This is a genomic window from Gallintestinimicrobium propionicum (genome assembly GCF_025567525.1).
GTDB lineage: Bacteria > Bacillota > Clostridia > Lachnospirales > Lachnospiraceae > Gallintestinimicrobium > Gallintestinimicrobium propionicum.
Genome location: NZ_JAOQJY010000042.1, coordinates 1 through 5232, shown reverse-complemented (window position 1 = coordinate 5232; position 5232 = coordinate 1). Strand labels below are relative to the sequence as shown.

Sequence of the window (5232 nt, the reverse complement as noted above, 5' to 3'; positions counted from 1 at the left end):
CGCAGAGAGAGCCAATGAAAGGAGTACAATCAGCATGAATATCACTTACACACAGAACGGCGATTATCTTATCCCGAACATCGTTATCCGCAAGACCAAGCCCATCGGACACTACGGCAGACTTCGCAAGGCGTATCTGGAAATGCACCGCCCGATACTGTTCAATGAACTGGTGCTATCCGACAAGCTCTTTGAACATTGTGCCGAGATTGACGAAGCGGCACGAAACCGCATGGAGCTGATCGTGCGGTCACTGGCAGAGCAAAACGGTGTGACTGAGCAACTGAAAGCCGATAATCAAATGGAATGGGTGCGGCAGATGAACGCTTGCAAGGCACAGGCAGAGGAGATTGTGAAAGCAGAATTGATTTATGATTGAGTGAGGAAGTCCGGGCAGAAAACTGTTCGGACTTTTCTCATATATTCCAAAGTTGCGATAGAATTGTTCACGAGTTTTATGGTATAATTTGAATGCGAAAAATCGTAGAATTGGAAGTTGGTAGGAGGTTGCTTTATGAGCCTTGATAGGAAAATAAATCGCATTCAATTTCTCTCAGGAAATTCGCTAAAGGTTATTGCTGTACTGACAATGCTTATTGACCATCTATGTAAAATTGTGCTGCAATGGCTGCTATCAAACTACTGGGGGGCTATGGCAGATAACGGGCAAATGTCGTGGGAGAGATTCCGAGAGATAGATTATTTCATACGGTTTGATTTGCAAAGCATTGGGACGATTGCTTTTCCGCTATTCTGTTTTTTGCTGGCAGAAGGATTCCAACACACAAGAAGTAAAAAACGCTATATTGGGTTGATGCTTGCATTTGCCCTTATTTCGGAAGTTCCATTTGACATAGGTTTCTTTAGTGCGTATTCACGAATGGAAGATACATTTCCGTTTTACTTGAGGTATCAAAATGTATTTTTCACCTTGTTTTTAGGCTTATTGACATTGGTATGCCTTGAAAGATTTTCGTGTAAATCAGACCTACCGGTGGATAGAATAAAATCAGCAGTCCTGCAAGTTCTCAGTGTAGTGCTTTTTTCCGGCATTGCGGAAGGAATCCATTGTGACTACGGTATGCAGGGGATCTTATTCATATCAGCATTTTATATTTGCCGTAATCACCGAATCTATCAAGTGTTGCTGTTCCTTTTGGCTTACATGGGGACAACGGGGAATCAACCGCCTTTATGTACGCTTCTTGCCTGCTTGCTTATTCTGCTATACAACGGAAAGCGTGGTAAACTGAAGCTAAAATACTTCTTCTATGTTTTTTATCCAGCACATATCCTTGTCCTATATTTGATTCAGATAGGACTCGGAAAATACTTACTGAAATGACTAATTGCAGTTTGTCGAGAAATTAAGCCGGAGCAAACCCCTTTAGGAACTAAAGGGCGCACTTCTATACTCTCCTATCGGGAGTATGTGCGTCCTGCGGAGCTTCATTCCCGGTCAGCAGAAGAAAACTGCACGACCGAGAATGTTTCGTCACTTCGTTCCGTCAAGGGAGCTACACTCCCTTGCGACGCTTGTGCGTCTATCCCTTGTGGACTTGCCGTCCGCAAACAGCATAAAATGCTGTTCGCCGCCAGCAAGTTTGAAGGCGAATAAAATGAATTTTATGGAACAAGCAAATCGTTGTTTGGCGATTTGGTAAATCCCAATAAATTAATTTTATAGGGAACAGAAAATTTGAATTTTGTGGAGGCACATCAATGGAAACGATTTACGAAAAGTATATGGCACTTCCCATAGATAAGGGACTTTTATGTTTAGAATATGGAGATATTGCAGACCCGTATTTTTGCTATCCCGTCAACGCAAAGCCAATCGGATTTGAAGGATGTATTCTGTATTGCTTTTTGCCGGAATATGGAGAAATGGTATTTGCCTGCAATCCAGAAAGTTGTGTAGACCAAAATGTATATCCATTAGCGGCAAATTTTGAAGATTTTATCCGTTTAATCTTGGCTTGTGGTACTGCTAACCCATTGGAGCAAATCGTTTGGATGGATAAAAATAAATTTGAAGAACACATGGCAAACGAAGAAAAAATACTGACCGATGAGCAGAGGACAGCGGCACAACAGCTACAGCGGGCATTAAGTTTGTTACCAATAGAAAATCCGTTTGAATATGTCAAATCCATTCAAAAAGATTTTGATGGTAGTAAAATACAATACAGTGATGAATACTATGAAGTTACCGGCATAGAGAACCCTAAAGGAACTAACACCCAAGATAAGCATTTAGTTGAATTTGAACCTGTCGTTTTTGAATTTAACCGCAAACAAGATAGCGACTAACAACTTCCAGTTTGTCTAACTGAACACAAAAACCGAATACCGAAAATCAGACCGTTGACTGGTCGCACTATGCGAAAAGTTGACGGTCTTTTTTATCCCCAAAATCAAAAAAAGGAGGTCAATCACAATGACAAAACCGAAAACCCTTGACCAGCTTCGAGCCGAAAAGGAACGAGCCGAGACGCAGCTTGCACAGGAGAAGCACAAGCTCAACCGTCTTGAAAACAGAAAGAAATATCTGGAGAAAGGCGAAAGGCAGAAACGCACCCACCGCCTTTGCAATCTGGGCGGCACGATTGAGAGCCTTGCCCCGGAGGTCAAAGATCTCACACGCACCGAAATGACAGAGCTGATGGAACACATCTTTTCCCTGTCCGAAGTCCAGCGAGCCGTCCGTCACATGGCGATTACCCATATCAGCCAAGCAAACAGAGAAAAGGAGTTGAAAGCCGATGGCACTATTTCATCTGAGCGTCACGCAGACTAAGCGAAGCGCAGGACAGTCCGCTATCGCTTCTGCCGCCTACCGAGCCGGGGAGCGATTGTATAGCGAGTATTACGGCGAATACAGCGACTACACACGCAAGGGCGGCGTGATCTGCTCTGACATTCTCCTGCCGTCCCATGCACCGCCCGAATACGCAGACCGCCAGACCCTATGGAACGCCGTGGAAAAAGCCGAGCGTGGAAAGAACGCACAGCTTGCATACAGCTTTGACATTGCCTTGCAGAATGAATTTTCCCTTGAGGAAAACATCGCTCTTGCAAGGCAATTTTTGTTGGAGAACTTTGTGAGCCGGGGCATGGTGGTTGACTTCGCCGTACACCAGCCAGACCGGGAGGACGGCGGCATACCAAACCCGCATTTTCATGTGCTTTGCCCCATCCGCCCCATCGAGCAGAACGGCAAATGGGGACTAAAGCAACGCCGGGTGTATGAGCTGGACGAGGACGGCAACCGTATCCGAGACGCAGACGGAAAGTTTGTGTTCAACGCCGTTCCCACTACCGACTGGGGCAGTCCCGAAACGCTGGAATACTGGCGGCAGACATGGGCGGAGCTATGCAATGCCAAGTTTGCGGAAAAAGGTACTGATGTTCGTATCGACCACCGCAGCTATGAACGGCAAGGCGTGGATTTACTTCCCACCGTCCATGAGGGCGCAACCGTCCGGGCAATGGAGAAGAAAGGCATACGCACCGAGAAAGGCGAGTTCAATCGCTGGATTAGAGCCACCAATGCCGTTATCCGGGACATCAAGAAGAAAATCACTCTCCTGTTTGATTGGATTGCCGAAGCAAAAGCGGAGCTTGCCAAGCCGCAGGCACCCGACCTTGTTTCTCTGCTGAACGCCTATTACACCCAGCGCAGAGCCGGGGCATATTCGCAGAAAGGCAAGGTCAGCAACCTAAAGGAGATGAACGAGACTTTCAATTATCTCCGGGCAAACGGCATTTACTCCCTTGAAGATTTGGAAAGCCGTGTCAGCGAACACAGTGCTGCCACAGAGAGCTTGAAGAAAACGCTGGACGAACAGACCGCCCGAATGAAAGCAATTAAGCAGCTCTATGACAGCTCCGCTGCTTTCCAGGGCTTGAAGCCTGTCTATGACGGCTTGCAGAAAATCAAGTTTGAGAAGCCCAGAGCCAAGTACAAGGCAGAGCATGAAGCGGAACTGAAACAGTTCTACGCCGCCAGACGAAAGCTGACCGGGGAGTTCCCAGACGGCAAGGTGGATATGAAAAAGCTGTCCGACGAGTATGACGAGCTGGAACAGGCGCACGAAACCACCTATGGCGAGTTTAAGGCTGTCAGAGACGATTTACACCGCCTTTGGAAGGTCAAGTCATGTGTAGATACTGCCGCCCGATTTAACGAGCGTACAGAAGAACAAATGCTCCAAAATCGACCCCAAACACGACACAAAAAGGAGGAACTATCCCGATGAATTACACCCAAGCGCAGATTGACCGGGCAAACGCCGTCAGTCTGGAAGATTTTCTCCGCACACAGGGAGAGACACTTATCAAAAGCGGACGGGAATACCGCTGGAAAGAACATGACAGCCTGACCGTCCGGGGAAACAAGTGGTTTCGCCACAGCCAGAGTAAGGGCGGCTATCCCATTGATTTCGTCATGGAGTTTTACGGCAAGTCCTTTCCCGAAGCCGTCCAAATGCTGACCGGCGAAAGCGGCGAAGGACAGACCGAAGCCACCACAGCACCGCCCACAGCGTTCCACTTGCCCTTGCACAACCGAACAGCCGACAGGGTAATTCAATATCTTTGCGAAAGCCGGGGTCTCAACAAAACGCTTGTTGAGGCTTTTCTTCTTTCCGGGGATATTTACGAGGACGCAAAGCGGCACAATGTTGTCTTTGTCGGCAGAGACCGAAACGGCACACCGAGATACGCCCATGTGCGAGGAACGGCAGACCCATTCAGACAGGACATTGCCGGGTCTGACAAGTCCTATCCGTTCCGCTATGAGGGAAACGGCAACCAGCTCTTTGTCTTTGAAGCACCGATTGACCTGTTATCGTTTATCTGCCTTTATCCGCAGGATTGGCAGACAAGAAATTATCTTGCCCTGGGCGGCGTTTCGGGCAAAGCCCTTGACCGTTTCCTTTCTGAACGCAAGGACACCCGAAAAGTGTTCCTCTGCCTTGACAGCGACACCGCAGGAAGCGAAGCCTGTACCCGACTGGCACAGGACATTCCCGGTGAGATCGCCGTCATTCGCCTTGTCCCGGCAAGGAAAGACTGGAACGATGTTCTCCGTCAGCAAGGGGACATTCCCAGCCGCAAATTCATAGCCGAGACAATCACGCTGCGAAAGCTGCCCACCGCCCAGCCTGTTCCCATGCTCCGCATGGCAGATGTGGAGCTGACGAGCGTGGATTGGCTATGGTTTCCCTA

At 48.0% G+C, this 5232-nt stretch carries 6 protein-coding genes; all 6 read left to right on the top strand.

Going from position 1 to position 5232, the window contains the following annotated elements; all coding sequences use genetic code 11:
- The first annotated feature begins 34 nt into the window (after positions 1-34).
- Entirely contained in the window at positions 35-379 is a 345-nt protein-coding gene (locus OCV62_RS17875) for a TnpV protein (RefSeq protein WP_033119194.1), read from the top strand.
- Between the two features lie 135 nt (positions 380-514).
- Entirely contained in the window at positions 515-1345 is an 831-nt protein-coding gene (locus OCV62_RS17870; protein WP_262588341.1) for a conjugal transfer protein TraX, read from the top strand.
- A gap of 377 nt (positions 1346-1722) precedes the next feature.
- The gene (locus OCV62_RS17865; RefSeq protein WP_044907645.1) at positions 1723-2313 is read left to right on the top strand and encodes a hypothetical protein; all 591 of its coding nucleotides are present in this window, start codon (positions 1723-1725) and stop codon (positions 2311-2313) included.
- 127 nt (positions 2314-2440) lie between these two features.
- Positions 2441-2800 (top strand): DUF3847 domain-containing protein, encoded by a 360-nt coding sequence (locus OCV62_RS17860; RefSeq protein ID WP_110436881.1) that lies wholly within the window; start codon positions 2441-2443, stop codon positions 2798-2800.
- Complete coding sequence (gene mobQ, locus OCV62_RS17855) at positions 2766-4262, top strand: MobQ family relaxase (RefSeq protein ID WP_262588339.1); 1497 nt, start codon at positions 2766-2768, stop codon at positions 4260-4262. Before OCV62_RS17860 ends, mobQ begins: the two co-directional genes overlap by 35 nt.
- Positions 4259-5232: toprim domain-containing protein (locus OCV62_RS17850; protein ID WP_262588337.1), on the top strand; the 974-nt coding region annotated here is incomplete at its 3' end. The genes mobQ and OCV62_RS17850, both read left to right, overlap by 4 nt.